The sequence below is a fragment of the Mesorhizobium sp. M2E.F.Ca.ET.209.01.1.1 genome (genome assembly GCF_004010375.2).
In the GTDB taxonomy this organism is placed as follows: Bacteria; Pseudomonadota; Alphaproteobacteria; order Rhizobiales; family Rhizobiaceae; genus Mesorhizobium.
Window position 1 is genome coordinate 130454 of the sequence record NZ_SADP02000009.1, and the last position, 17941, is coordinate 148394.

The 17941-nt window shown below is 65.8% G+C and carries 17 protein-coding genes; 14 read left to right on the forward strand and 3 right to left on the reverse strand.

All coding sequences use genetic code 11. The features are described 5' to 3' along the window. Positions 1-91: 91 nt before the first annotated feature. The 3 genes from EN852_RS18175 to EN852_RS18185 are packed head-to-tail and all read right to left on the reverse strand — an operon-like array spanning position 92 to position 4859. On the reverse strand, positions 92-1417 hold the full coding sequence (locus tag EN852_RS18175) for an ActS/PrrB/RegB family redox-sensitive histidine kinase (RefSeq protein ID WP_189546044.1): 1326 nt from the start codon (positions 1415-1417) through the stop codon (positions 92-94). A gap of 43 nt (positions 1418-1460) precedes the next feature. Next, complete coding sequence (hrpB, locus tag EN852_RS18180; RefSeq protein ID WP_127876297.1) at positions 1461-3923, reverse strand: ATP-dependent helicase HrpB; 2463 nt, start codon at positions 3921-3923, stop codon at positions 1461-1463. A 45-nt stretch (positions 3924-3968) separates the two neighbouring features. Continuing rightward, positions 3969-4859, reverse strand: a complete 891-nt coding sequence (locus tag EN852_RS18185) for a DMT family transporter (RefSeq protein WP_127876298.1) — start codon at positions 4857-4859, stop codon at positions 3969-3971. Between the two features lie 21 nt (positions 4860-4880). Between EN852_RS18185 and EN852_RS18190 the strand changes: the two genes are divergently transcribed. The 14 genes from EN852_RS18190 to dhaK all read left to right on the forward strand — a co-directional run bounded on the left by EN852_RS18190 (position 4881) and on the right by dhaK (position 17803). Then, a complete protein-coding gene (locus tag EN852_RS18190) occupies positions 4881-5627 on the forward strand; it encodes a PIG-L deacetylase family protein (RefSeq protein ID WP_127876299.1) in 747 nt (248 codons plus the stop codon). A gap of 206 nt (positions 5628-5833) precedes the next feature. After that, positions 5834-7165 (forward strand): ABC transporter substrate-binding protein, encoded by a 1332-nt coding sequence (locus EN852_RS18195; RefSeq protein WP_127866484.1) that lies wholly within the window; start codon positions 5834-5836, stop codon positions 7163-7165. 122 nt (positions 7166-7287) lie between these two features. Beyond that, the gene (locus EN852_RS18200; RefSeq protein ID WP_127866826.1) at positions 7288-8235 is read left to right on the forward strand and encodes a sugar ABC transporter permease; all 948 of its coding nucleotides are present in this window, start codon (positions 7288-7290) and stop codon (positions 8233-8235) included. Next, positions 8232-9182, forward strand: coding sequence for a carbohydrate ABC transporter permease (locus EN852_RS18205; protein ID WP_127876300.1), 951 nt, complete (start codon positions 8232-8234; stop codon positions 9180-9182). Before EN852_RS18200 ends, EN852_RS18205 begins: the two co-directional genes overlap by 4 nt. 211 nt (positions 9183-9393) lie before the next feature. Then, positions 9394-9597, forward strand: a complete 204-nt coding sequence (locus EN852_RS18210; protein WP_127876301.1) for a hypothetical protein — start codon at positions 9394-9396, stop codon at positions 9595-9597. A gap of 2 nt (positions 9598-9599) precedes the next feature. Further along, entirely contained in the window at positions 9600-10706 is a 1107-nt protein-coding gene (locus EN852_RS18215; RefSeq protein ID WP_127876302.1) for an ABC transporter ATP-binding protein, read from the forward strand. Continuing rightward, a complete protein-coding gene (locus tag EN852_RS18220) occupies positions 10699-11712 on the forward strand; it encodes an ABC transporter ATP-binding protein (protein ID WP_127876303.1) in 1014 nt (337 codons plus the stop codon). Before EN852_RS18215 ends, EN852_RS18220 begins: the two co-directional genes overlap by 8 nt. Positions 11713-11778: 66 nt before the next feature. Next, entirely contained in the window at positions 11779-13419 is a 1641-nt protein-coding gene (locus tag EN852_RS18225) for a dihydroxyacetone kinase subunit DhaK (RefSeq protein ID WP_127876304.1), read from the forward strand. A gap of 10 nt (positions 13420-13429) precedes the next feature. After that, complete coding sequence (gene dhaL, locus EN852_RS18230; RefSeq protein WP_127876305.1) at positions 13430-14029, forward strand: dihydroxyacetone kinase subunit DhaL; 600 nt, start codon at positions 13430-13432, stop codon at positions 14027-14029. Then, positions 14029-14418, forward strand: coding sequence for a dihydroxyacetone kinase phosphoryl donor subunit DhaM (dhaM, locus tag EN852_RS18235; protein ID WP_127876306.1), 390 nt, complete (start codon positions 14029-14031; stop codon positions 14416-14418). The genes dhaL and dhaM overlap by 1 nt, the downstream gene beginning before the upstream one ends. 19 nt (positions 14419-14437) lie before the next feature. Further along, entirely contained in the window at positions 14438-14740 is a 303-nt protein-coding gene (locus EN852_RS18240) for an HPr family phosphocarrier protein (RefSeq protein WP_127249377.1), read from the forward strand. 41 nt (positions 14741-14781) lie between these two features. Further along, on the forward strand, positions 14782-16356 hold the full coding sequence (gene ptsP, locus EN852_RS18245) for a phosphoenolpyruvate--protein phosphotransferase (RefSeq protein ID WP_127876307.1): 1575 nt from the start codon (positions 14782-14784) through the stop codon (positions 16354-16356). Positions 16357-16360: 4 nt separating this feature from the next. Then, entirely contained in the window at positions 16361-16792 is a 432-nt protein-coding gene (locus EN852_RS18250) for a hypothetical protein (RefSeq protein ID WP_127876308.1), read from the forward strand. A gap of 24 nt (positions 16793-16816) precedes the next feature. Continuing rightward, complete coding sequence (dhaK, locus tag EN852_RS18255) at positions 16817-17803, forward strand: dihydroxyacetone kinase subunit DhaK (RefSeq protein WP_127876309.1); 987 nt, start codon at positions 16817-16819, stop codon at positions 17801-17803. The last annotated feature ends 138 nt before the right edge of the window (positions 17804-17941 follow it).

Below are 17941 nucleotides of genomic sequence, written 5' to 3' on the forward strand. Positions count from 1 at the left end.
TACAGTCCCGCAAGAGCAATGTCCAATTTTTAGAGCCGGCAACAGAGCTGCCATGCGGTAATTGCAAGGTTTACGCACCGTCCAACCAAGGTTACGCATTGTCGAACATGGTGGCCGAGGCCTGATCCTGGTTGAGAAAGACGCCACGCGGCCAGGATACCTGCACCACCGCGCCTTCGCCGAGCCCGCTCGAATTGCGGAAATCGATGGTGGCGCCGGAACGCTCCAGCAAGGTCTTGGCGATGAACAGCCCGAGCCCCAGGCCGCCGCCGGCCTCCGTGCCCTGGCGCGTCGACATATAGGGTTCGCCTATGCGGTCGATGATCTCGGCCGGGAACCCCGGCCCGTCATCGATGATGGAGAAGGCGACCGTCTCGTTGTCCCAGCTCCAGCTGACGGTGACCGATTTGCGGGCGAAATCGACGGCATTCTCGACCAGATTGCCGAGCCCGTAGATGACGCCTGGGTTGCGCTGGCCGACCGGCTCGGGGCCGATGCGCTCGCCGGGCCGCAGCCGGATCGAGATGCCGAAATCGCGGTGCGGCGCCGTCACCTCCTCGATCAGCGAGGTGAGCGGCATGCGCGACAGATGCGCTTCGCCTTCCGAGGAAAGGCTGGTCAGCCGCTTCAGGATCTCGCGGCACCGCTCGCTTTGCGAGCGCAGGAGCTTGACGTCCTCGCCATATTTCGGGTCTTTGCCGAGCGCCTTTTCCATCTCCTTGGCGACGACAGTGATGGTGGCCAGCGGCGTGCCGAGCTCATGCGCGGCGGCGGCAGCCAGCCCGTCCAGCGCCGAGAGATGCTGCTCGCGCTGCAGCACAAGCTCGGTGGCGGCCAAGGCGTTGGCGAGCAGGCGCGCTTCCGCCGCTACGCGAAAGGCATAGATGGCGGTGAAGGCGATCGAGGCGAACACAGCCATCCACATGCCGGCGACATAGATGAAGGGCATCGGCAGCGGCGCGTCTTCGTACCAGGGCAGCGGCAGGTGAAAGAACACCAGAAGAGTTGCCGCCAACATGACCAGCGCGCCGAGAACGGCGGTCATCCGCAGCGGCAAGGACGCCGCCGAAATGACAACAGGCACGGAAAGCAGCACCGAGAACGGGTTGGTCAGGCCTCCGGTCATGTAAAGCAGCCCGCTGAGCTGCAGGCCGTCGAAGGTCAGGATAACAAAGGCCGAGAGCGGGGTGAGCCGATGCGCGGCCGGATAGCGAAAGGTAAGCCACAGATTCATCCAGGCCGACAAGGCTATGAGCGCGAAGCACATCGAGACCGGCAGCGGGAATTTCAGCCCATAGGCGACGACCAGCACGGTCAGGCTCTGGCCGACGATGGCCAGCCAGCGCAGCCGGACCAGCGTGTTGAGCCGCAACCGCTGGCTAGGCTGGGAATCGGGTGCGCGCAGGATGTTGATCATGGCCAAGGATTACAGCCGCAGGAGCGGAAACGATAGAGCATCGTCACGTTCCCCGCGGCTTGGCGCGGCTGGTGGCGGCGGCCAGCAGCGGGTTTTCCGGCCAGACATGCTTTGGGTAGCGGCCGCGCATGTCGGTGCGCACATCCGCCCAGGAGCCGCGCCAGAAGCCGGGCAAGTCGCGCGTCGTCTGGATCGGCCGGTGCGCAGGCGACAGGAGCTCCAGCGTCAGCGGCACGGTGCCGTTGGCGATGGAAGGATGCCGATCGAGGCCGAACAGCTCCTGCACCCGGACTGCCAGCACCGGCCATTCGCCGTCATAGCGGATCGGCACGTGGCTGCCCGACGGTGCGTCGAAATGGGTCGGCGCCAGCGCGTCGACCTTGCGCTGCAGGTCATGCGGAACCAGCGCCATGAGCGCCGAGGACAAGGTCGCAGGCTTGATGGCCGCGAAGGAGGCATCGCCGGACAGAAAAGGCAGAAGCCAGTCGTCGAGGCGCTGCAGAAGAGCCGCGTCCGAGACATCCGGCCACGGTTTGCCGAGACCGCGATGCAGCCAGCCGAGCCGCTGCCGTAGGGTTTCGGCCTCCTTGCCCCAATCGAGCAGCGACAGGCCGTGCTCGCTCAGGGCGTCGAGAATGGCGCGGTCGGCATCGGCGCCGGACGGCGCCGGCAGCATGCGTTCGGAAAGCGTGATGGCGCCGAGCCTGGCGGTCTCGCGCACGCGCACGGCGCGGCGCTCGCGGTCGAAGCTCGTCTCGCGCTTCGTCTCGATGCGATCGGCAAGAGCGGCGCGGATATCCGCTTCGCCGACCGGCGCGGCCGCGGTGATGCGGGCGCTCTGCGCCTTGCCCTGCAGGTCGGCGACGACGAGCCAGGTTTCATTGGCGAGCGGATCGGCGGCATCGACCATGGCGCCAGAGCCGTTGGCGAGCACGAAGCGGCCGCGCTCGCCGCGCGCCTTCGCCACCCGGTCCGGCCAGGCGTGGATGAGGAGCGTACCGGCAGAGGCCGCCTCGCCGCCCTGCCCGCCACCGGCCTGTCTGGCCAAACGTTCGGCGAGCTGCATGGCGGCATTGGCGCGCGGCGATTTCTCGCCGCGAAACCGGAGCAGGCGCCGCTCCAGATCGGCGCTGTCGCCGCCCAACCCACGCTCGGTCAAAAGCACGGCAAGCGTCGCCGCTTCGAGCGCATGGCCGCTCTTCGCGGCTTCCGCCACCATATGCGCCAGCCGCACCGGCAGCGCCAGCTTGCGCATGGCGGCGCCCGCTTCGGTCAGCCGCCCTGCCTCATCGATGGCGTGCAGCGCCTTGAGCAGAACCCTTGCCTCGTTGAGCGCCGGCGCCGGCGGCGGATCGAGGAAGGACAGGCTCGACGGATCGGCGACACCGAAGGCGGCGCAGTCGAGCAGCAGGCCGGACAGATCGGCCTCGAGGATTTCCGGCGGCGTGAAGGCGGGAAGCGACGCGGTCTGCTCGGCCCGCCACAGGCGCACCGCCACGCCGGCTTGCGTGCGCCCGGCGCGGCCGGCGCGCTGGTCGGCCGAGGCCCTGCTGACGCGCACCGTCTCCAGCCTGGTCAGGCCGCTCGCCGGCTCGTAGCGCGGCAGCCGCGACAGGCCGGAATCGATGACGACGCGCACGCCGTCGATGGTGATCGAAGTCTCGGCGATCGACGTCGCCAGCACCACCTTGCGGCGGCCGGCCGGCGCCGGTTCGATCGCCTGGTCCTGCGCCCGGTTGTCGAGCTGGCCGTAGAGCGGAACGATATCGGTGTCGGCCGCGACATTGCCAACGAGCCGCTCGGCGGTGCGCTCGATCTCGCGCTGTCCGGGCAGGAAGGCGAGCACGCTGCCCTGCTCGCTGGCCAAGGCCGTGCGCACGGCCTTTGCCAAGGCGTCCTCGATCGCCGTGCCGGCCGGCCGTTCGTCATAGCGGATCTCGACCGGATAGGCGCGGCCCTCGCTTTCGATGACCGGCGCCTCCGCCAAAAGCTTCGCCACGCGCGCGCCGTCGAGCGTCGCCGACATGACCAACACGCGCAGGTCGGGACGCAGCGCGCCCTGCACGTCGAGCGCCAGCGCCAGCCCGAAATCGCCGTCAAGCGAGCGCTCGTGGAATTCATCGAAGATCACCGCCGAGACGCCCGGCAGCTCCGGATCGTCGAGGATCATGCGCGAGAGCACGCCTTCGGTGACGACCAGGATTCTGGTGCGCGCCGAGGTGCGGTTCTCCATGCGCATGGCGTAGCCGACCGTGCCGCCGGGTTCTTCGCCGAGCAGTTCAGCCATGCGGCGGGCGGCAGCGCGGGCGGCGAGCCGGCGCGGCTCGAGCAGCACGATCCGGCCTTGCCCCAGCCATGGCGCCTCGAGCAGCGCCAGCGGCACCAGCGTCGTCTTGCCGGCACCGGGCGGGGCCACCAGCACGGCGCCGTTACGCCGCGCGAGCGCTTCGCCGAGTGCCGGCAGCACGGCTGTGACCGGGAGCTCCGGCAAGGGTTTCGTCGTCATGTCGCCCGCATATCAGCGGTCGCGGTCGCCGCGCAACGTATGCGCTCAAAGCCTGGTGCGCGAAAACGGGTTCCAGCGCACGGTGCCGAGCCTGACCTCTTCGCGCACCATCGTCAGCAGGCCGGATGCGCCGACCACCGCCAGGCCGACCAGTGACAGCCAGTCGGGATATTCCTGGAAGAACAGCGCGCCGAGGATGACCGCCCAGACGATCTGCGAATAATGCGTCGGCGCGATGCGGTTTGCAGGTGCGTATCTGACCGCGAGCAACTGCAGCAGCTGCCCGCCGGCGGTGAAGAGGCCCGCCATCATAAGCCAGACCAGTTGCCCGAGATTGGGGAGCGCGAACGACGTGGCGGCCGCGCCGACGCTGTTGAAGACAAGGCCATAGCCAACCAGCGCGCCCAGGATCGTCGTGCGCCTTTCCTGCTGGGCGAGCGAGCGCATCAGGATGACGCTGATGGCGGCGAGGAAGGCGTTGGCGAAGGCGGCGAGATGGCCGAGATGCAATTCGCGAAAACCCGGCCGCACCACCAGCATGACGCCGGCAAAGCCGGCGACGACGGCCAGCCACCGCCAGGGACCGACCTTCTCCTTGAGGATGACTGTCGACAGGATGGTGACCAGCAACGGCGCAAGGAAGATCAGCGCATAGACTTCCGCCAGCGGAATGGTGGTGAAGGCAAAGACGCTGAGCACGCCGGAAGCGATGCCGGCCAAGGCGCGCGCCTGCACCGCCCAGGGCCTTTTGGTGCGCCAGAAATCGCGCCAGCGTTCGTCCCCGGACTTGGTGAAGAACAGGAAGCAGCCGGCAAACAAGGTCGAGAAGAAGCCGATCTCGAAGACGGTGAACTGCCCGCCCAGGCTCTTGATGACGGCGTCGCTGAATGAATAGCTTGCATAGGCGATCAGGGCGAGCAGGATTCCGTTCGACATGTCATTTCCGGGAGAGAAGACGTGAAGATACTGGCGCTGGGGGCACATCCCGACGACATCGAGATATTCATGTTCGGTACGCTGGCCGCCTATGCCGCGCTAGACGCAGAACTGACATTTGCCATAGCCACCGATGGTGCCAAAGGCGGCACGGGCGACCCCAAGGCGCTTGCCCGCTTGCGGCGCAAGGAAGCGGCCAAGGCGGCAGGGCTGCTCGGCGTCGAGCCGCGCTTCCTCGACTTTCCGGACGGCGAGCTCGTCGCCGATGCCGCGCTTATTTCGGCGCTGAAGGCGCTGATCGGCGAGGTGAAGCCCGACCTCGCGATCACCCATGCGCCCTATGACTATCACGGTGACCACCGCGCGCTGTCCGACGGCATGCGCATCGCGGCGTCCTTCGCGGTGCCGGTGCTGCATGCCGACACGCTCGGCGGCACCGGTTTTTCGCCGACGCATTATGTCGAGATTTCGCAGCATTGGGAGATCAAGGCTGAAGCGATCCGGGCGCACCAGTCGCAAGGCCCGGAGCATTATGTGCACCGGGCGCGCCTGCAGAACGAGTTTCGCGCCGGCCAGTGCAACGGCGCCTCCGGCGCGTTGGCCGAAGCTTTCCGCTTCGAGCCGATTTTCCCTTTCGCCGACATACGCGCGCTGTTGCCGCCGGCGCCGGCGATCCGGCCGGTGACGGCAAGCCCCAGCACCGCCGCCGGGCCAGCTGACCGCGGCGGACACAGAGGTCCGCCGATCATTTCCCAACGATTTCAATGAAGCGTTTCGCCATGCTGCGACGCAGCAACGAATTCCCTTGCGTTGTTTAGTAAAAAGAGCATCACTAAACAAATTACTAAACATCAGCGGCGCATCGGTCGCCATGGCGACGCACAGCGCGCGCCTTGTTTAGGCCCTCGGAGGAGCGAGGGTTGAGGGCTCTTGAAACCGTCATCCGGACGCGTTTCGCAAATGGGAGGTAAGGCATGAAATCGACCTTGAAACTGGCGTTGGGACTGGCCTCGGCGATCTTTGCGTCGACAGCCGTCTCGAATGTCGCGCATGCGGAAGACCTGACGCTGTGCTGGGCGGCCTGGGATCCGGCCAACGCGCTCGTGGAACTCTCGAAGGACTTCACCAAGGAAACCGGCATCGGCATGAAATTCGAGTTCGTGCCGTGGACGAACTACGCCGACCGCTTCCTCAACGAGCTCAACTCGCATGGCAAGCTCTGCGACCTGATCATCGGCGACAGCCAGTGGATCGGCGGCGCCGCGGAGAACGGCCATTATGTCAAGCTGAACGACTTCTTCGACAAGGAGAAGATCAGCATGGACGACTTCGTGCCGGCAACCGTTGTCGGCTATTCAGAATGGCCGAAGAACACGCCGAACTACTGGGCGCTGCCGGCCATGGGCGACGTCGTCGGCTGGACCTATCGCAAGGACTGGTTCTCGCGGCCCGAGCTGCAGAAGGAATTCAAGGAGAAATATGGCTGGGACCTCGCCGCGCCGACCACCTTCGACCAGCTGAAGCAGATCGCCGAATTCTTCCAGAAGCGGCAGATCGACGGCAAGACCGTCTATGGCGCCTCAATCTACACCGAGCGCGGCTCTGAAGGCATCACCATGGGCGCCATGGACGTGCTCTACAGCTTTGGCTTCCAATACGAAAACCCGAAGAAGCCCTATGAGATGGAAGGCTTCGTCAATTCCGAGAAATCGGTGAAGGGGCTGGAATTCTACAAGGCGCTCTATGACTGCTGCACGCCTCCTGGTTCCTCCAATGCCTACATGGGCGAAGGTGTCGACGCCTTCAAATCCGGACAGGTGGCGATGCACATGAACTTCGCCTTCACCTGGCCCGGCCTGCAGAAGGACGAGAATGTCGGCGGCGACAAGATCGGCTACTTCGTCAATCCGAAGGGACCCGACGGCGATCAGTTCGCGCAGCTCGGCGGCCAGGGCATTTCGGTGGTGTCCTATTCCGACAAGCAGGAATCGGCGCTGAAATACATCAAATGGTTCGCCAACAAGGACGTGCAGGCCAAGTGGTGGTCGCTCGGCGGCTATTCCTGCCTGAACTCCGTCGTCAAGGACCCGAAGTTCCCGTCCAGCCAGCCCTACGCGCAGGCCTTCCTCGACTCGATGGCCATCGTGAAGGACTTCTGGGCCGAACCCAGCTACGCACCGCTGCTGCAGGCCTCGCAGAAGCGCTTCCATGACTATGTCGTGGCCGGCCAGGGCTCGGCCAAGGACGCGCTGGACGGTCTGGTCAAGGACTGGACGCAGGTCTTCCAGGACGATGGCAAGATGTAGTCGGGGCAAGATGTAAGGCTCCTCCCGAGCTTGATCGAAGCGTCCCGTGCCGCCCTTGGCACGGGACGCAGTTCAGATAAATTCCATTGTCGAGACTTGACGTGACCGAAGCAGGACTAACCATGCTCAATCGGACTGCGGACAACGTTGCCCGGGCCACACCGGAGCCGTTGGCCAAGAAGATCCGGGGCATCAGCGACAAGGGCCTCGCCTGGCTGTTCATCTCGCCGACGATCCTTCTGTTGCTTGCCATCAACATCTTCCCGCTGTTCTGGGCGATCTATCTGTCGTTCACCAATTACCGCGCCAACCGGCCCAACGAGGTGGTGAAGAACCTGGGCCTCGCCAACTACCAGCGCATCCTCGGCGACCACGATGTCTGGATCGCCATGCAGACCACAGCGCATTTCGTGTTCTGGACTATCCTCCTGCAGACCGTCATCGGCTTCACGCTGGCCTGGCTGATCGACCGGAAGTTCCGCGGCCACGCCTTCTGGACGACCATCATCCTGGTGCCGATGATGCTGTCGCCGGCGGTGGTCGGCAATTTCTGGCGCTTCCTCTATGAGCCGCAGATCGGGCTGTTCTCCTATGTCATCTCCTTCGTCACCGGCATTCCGCCGACGAATGTGCAGATGCTGTCCAATGTCGAGCTGGCGCCGTGGGCGATCATCATCGTCGACACCTGGATGTGGACGCCTTACGTGATGCTGATCTGCCTCGCCGGCCTGCGCTCGATCCCCGAATACATCTATGAGGCGGCCGAGGTCGACCGCGCCTCCAACTGGCGGCAGTTCTGGTCGATCACGCTGCCGATGGCGCTGCCCTTCATTATGCTCGCCGTGCTGTTCCGCGGCATCGAGAACTTCAAGATGTTCGACATGGTCAACCTCTTGACCGGCGGCGGACCCGGCTCGACCACCGAGGTCGCCTCGATCACGCTGAAGCGGCAGGCCTTCGAGAGCTGGCGCACCGGCTATTCCTCAGCCTTCGCCATCATCCTGTTCGTCGCGGTGTTCGGTCTCGCCAACATCTACGTCAAGGCGCTCAACAAGGTGAAGCAGAGATGAGCCTGACCACCGCCCATTCCGTCGTAGCACCCTCATCGAACGCTAAGCGGATCGCCGGCACGATCATCATAGCCTATGCGCTGATCTCGATCGTGCCGCTGTTGTGGATCTTCGCCACCAGCTTCAAGACGCCGCCGGACTCGATCGCCTATCCGCCGAAGATCGTCTTCCAGCCGAGCATCGAGGGCTATTGCAACCTGTTCACCACCCGCACCCGGCAGACGCCGGAATACATCAACTCGCTCGGACCGGCGACTGGCTTCTGCGACGAGACCGTGCGCAAGCGCAACATGGTGATCGCCGGGCCGTCGAATTTCCTGCCGCGCTTCGTCAACTCGCTGATCATCGCCTTCGGCTCGACCTTCTGCGCCGTGTTCCTCGGCACGCTCTCGGCCTATGGCTTCTCGCGCTTCAAGGTGCCGCTGGCCGACGACCTTCTGTTCTTCATCCTGTCGACGCGCTTCATGCCGCCTATCGCGGTGGCGATCCCGATCTACCTGATGTACCGCGAGCTCGGCCTTTCCGACACTGCGCTCGGCATGATCCTGCTCTACACCGCGGTCAACGTCTCTTTGGCGGTGTGGCTGCTCAAGGGCTTCATCGACGAGATCCCGCGCGAATATGAAGAGGCGGCGATGATCGACGGCTACACGCGGCTGCAGGCCTTCTGGCGCACCGTGCTGCCACAGGCCACGACCGGCATCGCGGCGACCGCGATATTCTGCCTGATCTTTGCCTGGAACGAATATGCGTTCGCCGCTCTGTTGACCTCCGGCACTGCGCAGACCGCGCCGCCCTTCATCCCGACCATCATCGGCGAAGGCGGTCAGGACTGGCCGGCTGTGGCGGCTGGCACGACCATCTTCCTGGTGCCGATCCTCGTCTTCACCATCCTGCTCCGCAAGCAGCTCTTGCGCGGCATCACCTTCGGCGCGGTGCGCAAATGACTAGTGTGGGAATAAGTCGACCCCCACTCCGTCGAACTTCGCTCGACACCTCTCCCCCGATCGACGGGGGAGAGGAAGGGCGCGACCTTCATTCAGCCTGGCTCCCTTCCTCTCCCTCCGGAGGGGGGAGAGGTCGCGCTGCGAAGCCGCGACGGAGTGGGAGAACCACGTGGCAACCATCTCTCCCCTCGAACGGGGAAGGGAGGAACGCATGAGCCGCACTGTTGTCTCCAAGCGCACCTCCTGGCCACGCTGGGCAAGGCGCGGGCTATTGGAGAACATCGCGACGACGATCATCGCGATCGGCTTCCTGATGCTGTTCCAGCCGTTCGCGCTGTCGCTTTACACCTATTCCTTCATCACCATGCTTGCCGGCACGGTCATGTTCATCATCGTCTCGAAATTCCCGGAATAACGATGGCCGAGATCCGTGTTCAGAACCTGAGGAAAGCCTTCGGCGCCTTCGTCGCCGTGCAGGATTCCAATTTCGTGGTCGAGGATGGCGAGTTCTTCGTCATGCTGGGGCCGTCGGGCTGCGGCAAGACGACGACGCTGCGCATGATCGCCGGCCTCGAGCTGCCGACCGGCGGCAAGATCCTGCTCGGCGGCGAGGACGTCACCATGCGCCGGGCGCGCGAGCGCGATATCGCCTTCGTCTTCCAGCTCTTCGCGCTCTACCCGCATATGAATGTGCGCAAGAATATCGGCTTCCCGCTGCTGGCGCAGGGCATGCCTTCAGCCGAGATCCGCAGCCGCGTTGAGGAGACGGCGAAGCTTTTGCGCATCGACCATCTGCTCGACAAATCCGTCTCCGGCCTTGCCGGCGGCGACCGCCAGCGCGTCGCGCTCGGCCGCGCCATCGTGCGACGGCCGAAATGTTTTCTCATGGACGAACCGCTCGGGACCCTCGATACCGAGTTCCGCGATCTGATGGTGCATGAGCTGCGCGAGCTGCATAACCGCATCCACGCAACGACCGTCTATGTCACGCATGACCAGATGGAAGCGATGTCGATGGCCGACAAGATAGCGGTGATGAACCACGGCGTCATCGAGCAGTTCGGCACACCGCGCGAGATCTACGACCGGCCGGCGACCATGTTTGTCGCCGATTTCATCGGCTCGCCGCCGATGAATTTCCTGAAATTCGGTGGCGGCCTCGCCAAGGGCGCGAAGGAGATCGTCGTTCAGGGCGCCAAGGTTGCGGTGCCGGAAGTGCGCGAGGACATCGCGCCCGCCGACATGGCGCTGGGCATCCGGCCCGAGCATATCCGCTTTGACGACGGCTCGAAGCTGCGCGGCGCGATCTACGGCACCGAATATCTCGGCACCACGCAGATCGTCGCCGTCGAGACGGCCGACGGCATCATCAAGGCGCGGGTGCCGGCAGGCATCCATCTCAGCCCCGGCGAGCAGGTCGGGCTGACGCTGAGCAGCGCGCGGCTGTCGCTGTTCGAAAAGGGTTCCGGACGGGCGGTCAGGACCGTCATGCATGATCAGGCAGCGGAGGCGCGCCATGGCTGATGTCCGTATCCAGGGCGTGACCAAGCGTTTCGGCGACACGGTCGCGGTCGACGATCTCGACCTCACGATCAAGGACGGCGAATTCGTCGTGCTGCTTGGGCCGACCGGCGCCGGCAAGACGACGACGCTCAGGCTGATCGCCGGACTGGAGCGGCCGGACAGCGGCACGATCCATATCGGCGGTCATGACGCGACGGCGCTGTCGCCGGCCGAACGCGACACCGCTTTCGTCTTCCAGCAATATTCGCTCTATCCGCATCTTTCGGTGTTCGACAACCTGGCCTTCCCGCTGCGCTCGCCGGCGCGGCGCTTTCCGGAAGAAGCGGTGCGCCGACGCGTCGAGGAGGTGGCGCGCATGGTGCGCATCGACCACAAGCTCGACAACCGTTCGACAAAACTGTCGGGCGGCGAGATGCAGCGTGTCGCCATCGGCCGCGCCTTGGTGCGCAAGCCGGCGATCTACCTGATGGACGAGCCGCTGTCCTCGCTCGACGCCAAGCTGCGCGCCGATCTCAGGCTCGAGCTGAAGCGCATCCAGTCCGAGCTCGGCGCCACCATGCTCTATGTCACGCACGACCAGATCGAGGCGATGACCATGGCCGACCGCATCGGCATCCTCGCCGACGGCGTGCTGGTGCAGATCGGCACGCCGCGCGCGATCTATTCGGAGCCGGCGAACCTTCATGTCGCCGCGCGCCTCGGCCAGCCGGCGATCAACCTTCTGCCGGCCGGGCTGCTGCCCGACGGCGGCGCGCCGACCGGAACGAAGACGATCGGCGCCCGCACCGAGCATCTCGCGATCGAGAAGGCGGCGAACGGCCACGCCAACGGCGTCGTCGACTGGGTCGAGCATCTCGGCGATCAGAACCACCTGCATGTGACGGTGGGAGCGAAGAAGCTGGTGACGCTGACCGATCCCGACACGCCTTTAGCCAAGGGGGACAAGGTGACGATCCGCTACATCGCGCCGCTCTATTTCGGCTCGGACGGGCAGAGATTGATGTAGCGGGGGCCGATGTAGCCGCCTCACGCTTATATTCGCACGATCGCAGATACGGACTGGACGAAATCCATGAAGCACTTTTTCAACCGCAAGGACTCGATCGTCACCGAAGCGCTCGACGGCTTCCTCGCCACGGCGGGGTCGGGCACGCTCGCCCGCCTCGACGGCTATCCCGAGATCAAGGTCGTGCTGCGCGCCGACTGGGACAAGACCAAGGTGGCCGTGGTTTCGGGCGGCGGCGCCGGGCATGAACCCTCGCATGCGGGCTTCGTCGGCGCCGGCATGCTCACCGCGGCCGTCTCCGGCGAGATTTTTGCTTCGCCGAGCGTCGAGGCGGTGCTGGCGGCGATCCGCGCCACGACCGGCCCCGCCGGCTGCCTCCTGATCGTCAAGAACTACACCGGCGATCGGCTCAATTTCGGACTGGCGGCGGAAAAGGCGCGTGCCGAAGGCCTCGCGGTCGAGATGGTGATCGTCGCCGACGATATCGCTCTGCCGGACATCGCGCAGCCGCGTGGCGTCGCCGGCACGCTGTTCGTGCACAAGATCGCCGGGCACCTGTCGGAATCCGGCCATGACTTGGCCTTGGTTGCCGCGGCGGCCCGCGTGGCGGCCAAGGATATCGTTTCGCTGGGTATCTCGCTCTCCTCCTGCTCTATTCCCGGACAGGCGCATGAGGAGCGCTTCGGCGCGGATGATGGCGAGCTCGGACTGGGCATCCATGGCGAACCCGGCGTCGAGCGCATCGCCCTGGAGGCCGCCAGCAAGCTGGTCGCCATCATGGCGGAGCGCCTCGCGGCGCGGCTCGATCCGCACAGCCGCTACGCCCTGCTGGTCAACAATCTCGGATCGGTGCCGCCTCTCGAAATGTCGCTGATCGCGAATGCCGTCTTGTCATCGCCGCTGGCGAAGGCGGTGGCGCTGACGATCGGACCCGGACACCTGATGACCGCGCTCAACATGAACGGCTTCTCGCTGTCGCTGATCAAGCTGGATGCGGAACGCGAGAAAGCGCTGCTGGCGCCCGTCGGCCCGCATGCCTGGCTGCCGGCAAAGCCGGTTCGCGCACCGGTCGTGGTGGCGATGGCCAAGCCTGTCACCGGCACAGCCACAAAGCCCGCCAGCCGCGATGCGGCCGCCGAGCGGCTGATCAAGGCCGTCTGCCAGAAGCTGATCGCGCTCGAAGAGCCGCTCAACGCCCTCGACGCCAAGGCTGGCGACGGCGACACCGGCTCGACCGTGGCGACGGGCGCGCGCAGCATCCTCGAGCGTATCGACACGCTGCCGCTTGCCGACAAGGCGGCAACCGCCGCCGCGATCGGCGATACGCTTGGCACCTCGATGGGCGGTTCCAGCGGCGTGCTGTTGTCGATCTTCTTCACCGCCGCGTCGCAATCGCTCGGCAGCGGCGCGCCGCTCGGCAAGGCCCTGCTCGCAGGGCTCGACCGGATGACCTTCTATGGTGGCGCCAAGGTTGGCGACCGCACGATGGTCGATGCGCTGGAGCCGGCGCTGAAAGCCCTTGACGCAAGCGGGCTGGAAGCGGCCGCCAGTGCGGCGCGGCAAGGCGCCGAGGCGACCGCCGCGATGCAGAAGGCAAAGGCCGGCCGTTCCGCCTATATCGGCAGGCAGCTCGACGTCGCGGATCCCGGCGCCTTCGCGGTCGCCGAAGTTTTCGCTGCCGTGGCGGCGCTGTTCGCCCCGGCGTGAAGGACGGACAATGGCCGCGGCCGATTTCTCCAGACTGATCGCGGCGGCGGCCGATACGATCGCGGCGCATGCCGAGGAACTGACCGCGCTCGACCAGGCGATCGGCGACGGCGACCACGGGCTGAACATGAAGCGCGGCTTCGAGGCCGTTCGGGCCGAAGCGGACGCCTTCGCGGCGAAGCCGCTGCCCGAGGCGCTGAAAGCGGTTGGCACCAAGCTGGTGATGACCGTGGGCGGCGCCTCCGGGCCGCTGTTCGGCACGTTGTTCATGGCGCTCGGCAAGGACCTGCCGGCGGCACCCGATCGAGATGGACTGACGGCGGCATTGGCCAAGGCGATCGAGGCGGTGGCCGCGCGGGGTAAATCGCAGGTTGGCCAAAAAACCATGCTCGACGTGCTGCAGCCGGTGTATGAGGCGCTGGCGCAAGGCAAGTCGGCTGGCGAAATCGCCAAGACGGCGGACAAGGCGGCCGAGGCCACGGTGCCGATGAAGGCCCTGCGCGGGCGCGCTTCCTTCCTGGGACAGCGCTCGATCGGGCATATGGACGCCGGAGCGCGCTCGACCGCGCTTTTGGTGCGCGCGGTGGCGGAAGCGATAGAGGGCAATTGATGAGCAATGTCGGTATCGTCATCGTGTCGCATTCGCCCTTGGTTGCCGAGGGCACGGCCGACATGGTGCGCCAGATGGTGGGCGACGAAGTGCCGCTTGCATGGTGCGGCGGAAACGGCCATGGCGGGCTCGGCACCAGCGTCGAGGCGATCATGGCCGCGATCGACAAGGCTTGGTCGGAAGCAGGCGTCGCCATCCTGGTCGATCTCGGCGGCGCCGAGACCAATTCGGAGATGGCGGTCGAGATGATCGGCGAGCCGCGCTCGCACAAGATCATCGTCTGCAACGCGCCGATCGTCGAGGGCGCGGTGATGGCCGCGACCGAATCCTCCGGCGGCGCCTCGCTCAAGGAAGTGGTGGCGACGGCGCATGAATTGTCGCCGTCGTGAACGAACAGGAACCGACTGAATGTCCGCATCCGCCGAAGCAACGGTCCTGATCACCCACGCGGTGGGTCTGCATGCGCGCCCTTCGGTGAAGTTCACCAAGCTTGCCAAGACGTTCGCGGCCGAGGTGGAGGTCGCGGTGGCCGCCAATGGCCCCTGGTTCGACGCCAAGAGCATCGTCAAGGTGATGGCGGCCAAGGCGCCGAAAGGGACCATGCTGCACATCCGCGCCAAGGGTGACGGCGCGACCCAGGCGGTGAAAGCGCTGGTCGATCTGGTGCAGCGTGACTTCGACGAGGATGCGGATCATGCCCGGTCCGCTTGAGACCGATCTGCATGCCCATGGGCTTGCAAGGGACGCGGGCCATGCGGGTTGAGGGTATCCCCGCCTCTCCCGGTTATGCCGAAGGCCCGCTGTTCGACCTCGACCAGCCTACGGCCAGCTACAAGGCCAAGGCGAGCGCCGAGGAAGAACAAGCCGCACTGGTGAGCGCAATCGGCAAGGCCGTCGGCCGGCTGGCGGCGCTAGTCGAAACCGCCGACGGCGAGGCCGCCGGCATCCTCGAATTTCACATCGCCATGCTGGAGGACGATGCCTTGAGCGGTCCGGCCCTGGCGGCGATCGGCTCCGGGCAGCCGGCGGACGCCGCATGGCGTGCGGCGCTGGACGGCGAGATCGCCGGCTACGAAGCGTCGGACCAGGACTATTTCCGCGCCCGCGCCGCCGATCTGCGCGACATCCGCGACCAGGTGCTGCGGGCGCTGGGCGAGGACAACGAGGCCGCGGCGCCCCCGGGCGCGATCCTCTATGGCGAGGATATCGCGCCGACGCGTTTCCTCGAGACCGATTGGAGCGAAGGCGGCGGCATCGCCCTCAAGTCTGGCAGCACCGCCAGCCATGTCGCCATGCTGGCGCGCTCGCGCGGCGTGCCGATGGTTGTCGGTCTCGACGCTCCTGCCGCACCGATCACGGGCGACGCGCTCCTCGATGCCGAACATGGCGCGATCATTTTCTCACCGTCGCCGGCCGAGACCGAAGCCTTCCGGCAATCGGCCTCCTCCTTCGCCGACCGACTGGGCGCGGCGAAGACATTCCTGACGGCGCCCGCCGTGACCAAGGCCGGCACAGCGGTGCGCGTGCAAGTCAACATCGCCTATCCTTCCGATGTCGAAGGCATCCAAATCGAAACTTGCGACGGCGTCGGCCTGATGCGGACGGAATTCCTGTTCGGCAAGACGCTGCCGGACGAGGAGACGCAATACCACGCCTACCGCAAGGTGCTGGAATGGGCTGGCGGCAAGCCGGTGACCATCCGCACCGTCGATGCCGGCGGCGACAAGCCGGTGCCGGGGTTCACCGTCGAAGAGACCAATCCGTTTCTCGGCCTGCGCGGCATCAGGCTGTCACTAGCGCGGCTCGATATCTTCCGCGTGCAGATCCGGGCATTGCTGCGCGCCGCCATCCACGGCAATCTGAGGGTGATGTTCCCGATGATCGCCACGCCTGACGAATATGCCCGAGCCGCAGCGCTGTTTGCGGAAGAACGGGCCGCGCTTGCCGCGAAGGGCGTGGCGCACAAGCTGCCGCCGCTCGGCATCATGGTCGAGGTGCCTTCCGTGGCGCTGGCGCCGGAGGATTTCGCCGATGTCGCCTTCTTCTCGATCGGCTCCAACGATCTGACGCAATATGTGATGGCGGCCGCGCGCGACAACGCAGCCGTGGCGCATCTCAATTCCGTTCGACAGCCGGCGGTGCTGCGGCTGATCGCGGCGGTTGCCGCCTTCGGACTGGAGAAGGGAATTCCGGTCAGCCTCTGCGGCGATGCCGGCGGCGACCCTGCAACCATCCCGGCGCTGCTTGACGCCGGCTTGCGCGACCTCTCGGTCGCCCCTGCTCAACTGGCGATGGCGAAGGCTGCCATCGCGGACGCGGCGGTATAGGCGCATGGCCGAGCTCGCCAAGACACCGGAGCCGGGATCGGAAGAGGCGATCCGCGCCTATAAGACGATCCTGTCGCATGTCATCGACCAGCGCCCGTCCGGCATGCGCCAGCGGCTGGCCGACGCGCTCGGCAAGCACCGCAGCTTCGTCACGCAGATTTCCAGCCCGGCCTATTCGATCCCGATCCCGTCAAAGCATCTGCCCTCCATCTTTACCGTCTGCCATTTCAGCCAGGCCGAGCGCGACCAGTTCATGGCCGCCTATCACCAGGCGCATCCCGGCAAGGCGCCCGCGGCGTCCGGGCCGCGCAGGACACGCCATGTCTCGCTGATCGTGCCGGATTTCGGCGATGACAAGCAGAACGCGGCGCTCGACCGGGCGATCAACGACTTCATCCAGAAAATAACCAGCATCGCCGGCAAGGGCAGCGGCTAAAGCGGGGAGCATGGGAGGACTGCCATGAAGAAATTCATCAATTCGGTGGAGACGGTGCTGACCGAAAGCCTCGACGGCTTTGCGGCGGCTCATGCCGATATCCTCGTGCTTGGCGACGATCACAAATTCATCCGCCGCAAGGAGCTGAAACCCGGAAAGGTGGCGCTGATCTCGGGCGGCGGCTCCGGCCATGAGCCGCTGCATGGCGGGCTGGTCGGCCACGGCATGCTGGACGCCGCCTGCCCCGGCCAGATCTTCACCTCGCCGACGCCCGACCAGATGCTCGCGGCCGTTGCAGCCGTCGACACCGGCGCCGGCTGCCTGTTCATCGTCAAGAATTACGAAGGCGATGTGATGAATTTCGACATGGCGGCCGAGATGGCGGACGGCGTGCTCAAGGTGGTGACCAATGACGACGTCGCGGTCGAGAACTCGTCCTACACGACTGGGCGGCGCGGGGTGGCCGGCACGCTGGTGGTGGAAAAGATCGTCGGCGCCGCGGCCGAGAAGGGCATGGCCCTGCCCGCGCTCAAGGCGCTGGGCGACCGCGTCAACGCCGCGACGCGCTCGATGGGCGTGGCGCTGACCAGCGGCACGGTGCCCGCCGCCGGCAAGCCGACCTTCGAGATCGGCGACGGCGAGATGGAGTTCGGCGTCGGGATCCATGGCGAGCCCGGCCGGCGGCGCGACGCGCTGAAGAGCGCCGACGCCATCGCCGAGGAGGTCTGCGCGGCGATCGCCGGCGATCTGGGCGACCGCGCCAAGGGGCCGGCGCTGCTGTTCGTCAACGGCTTCGGCGGCACGCCGTCGATGGAGCTCTATCTGATGTACAACAGCGCCCGCAGAATCTTCGAGAGACAGGGCGTGACGGTGATCCGCTCGCTCGTCGGCTCCTATGTGACATCGCTCGACATGGCTGGATGCTCGATCACGCTCACCGTGCTCGACGATGACATGATGGCCCTATGGGATGCTCCGGTGCACACGGCTGCGCTGCGCTGGGGGATGTAGAGCAAAGTGCGAAGCGGTTTTCCGTCCGGAATTGCGCCAAAACAATGAGATAGAGCGGTTCTGCGTTTCTCTGAAACGGTGAACCGCTCTCGCCGTCGCTGGCTTCCCCGGTGCTTTTCTGGCAAGCATGCGCGAAAC